General features: G+C 48.1%; 2 pseudogenes. Both read right to left on the reverse strand.

Annotated features, from left to right (window positions below):
• Positions 1-566, reverse strand: a pseudogene (locus DXA36_RS32660) (sugar ABC transporter permease); the annotation flags it as partial.
• A gap of 55 nt (positions 567-621) precedes the next feature.
• Positions 622-804, reverse strand: a pseudogene (locus tag DXA36_RS32760) (extracellular solute-binding protein); the annotation flags it as partial.

The raw sequence follows: 804 nt of genomic DNA on the forward strand, positions 1-804 counted from the left end.
ATGGTATTAAACCCGAATTCCTTCCAGATATCCGTAACCACCATGGTTCCCTGAAAGAACCGGTTGTCCCCCAGGAAGAACACCGACTGCCCTCCCATCGCCATGATCAGCTTATTCACAATGCCGGTGGAAGGGGAAAGAATATCGATCAGTACACCGGACAGGATAATCCAGGATAAAAAATGCGGCAGATAGACTATCGTCTGCACGGTTCTTTTCAGCTTCGAATTTCTGATTTCATTGATCAGGATAGAAAACAGGATCGCTATGACAAGTCCCAGGGCCAGTTTTTCAAAGCTTATCAGTAAGGTGTTGCGTAAGGCTCTTAAGAAATCCGGATAGTTGGCTATATACTTGAACCAATAGGTCCCCACCCATTTCTGCTCCCCGAATAAACCCTTCGCCGGTATGAATTTCTGAAAGGCAATCTTCCATCCATACAGGGGAAGGTAATTGAAAAGAAACAGAAGCACCATTCCCGGCAGCAGCATCAGGTAAAAGGGAACGCTCTGCTTCAGCCGCTGTGCCGGCCGCCGTTTGGTCTCCATAAATTTCTGTTTTTCCATATCAGGCCTCCCGTTTCCGGACTGCGTGTCTGTCCGCAGCCCGTTTCTATATCCGTCAGTTGTTCATTTCCTGATACCATTCGTTGATTTCCCCGGTAATTTCTTCGCCGCCCAGGGCCTTCCACTGCTCCACAAAGGAATCAAATTCATCAACAGGCGCCTGTCCGGTAATGATATTGGTAAAGGTCTGGATTTCCAGATCCTCCAGCACCGCCTGGTTCTCTATCATGGATTCCGA

The sequence above is a fragment of the Eisenbergiella sp. OF01-20 genome (genome assembly GCF_003478085.1).
GTDB lineage: Bacteria > Bacillota > Clostridia > Lachnospirales > Lachnospiraceae > Eisenbergiella.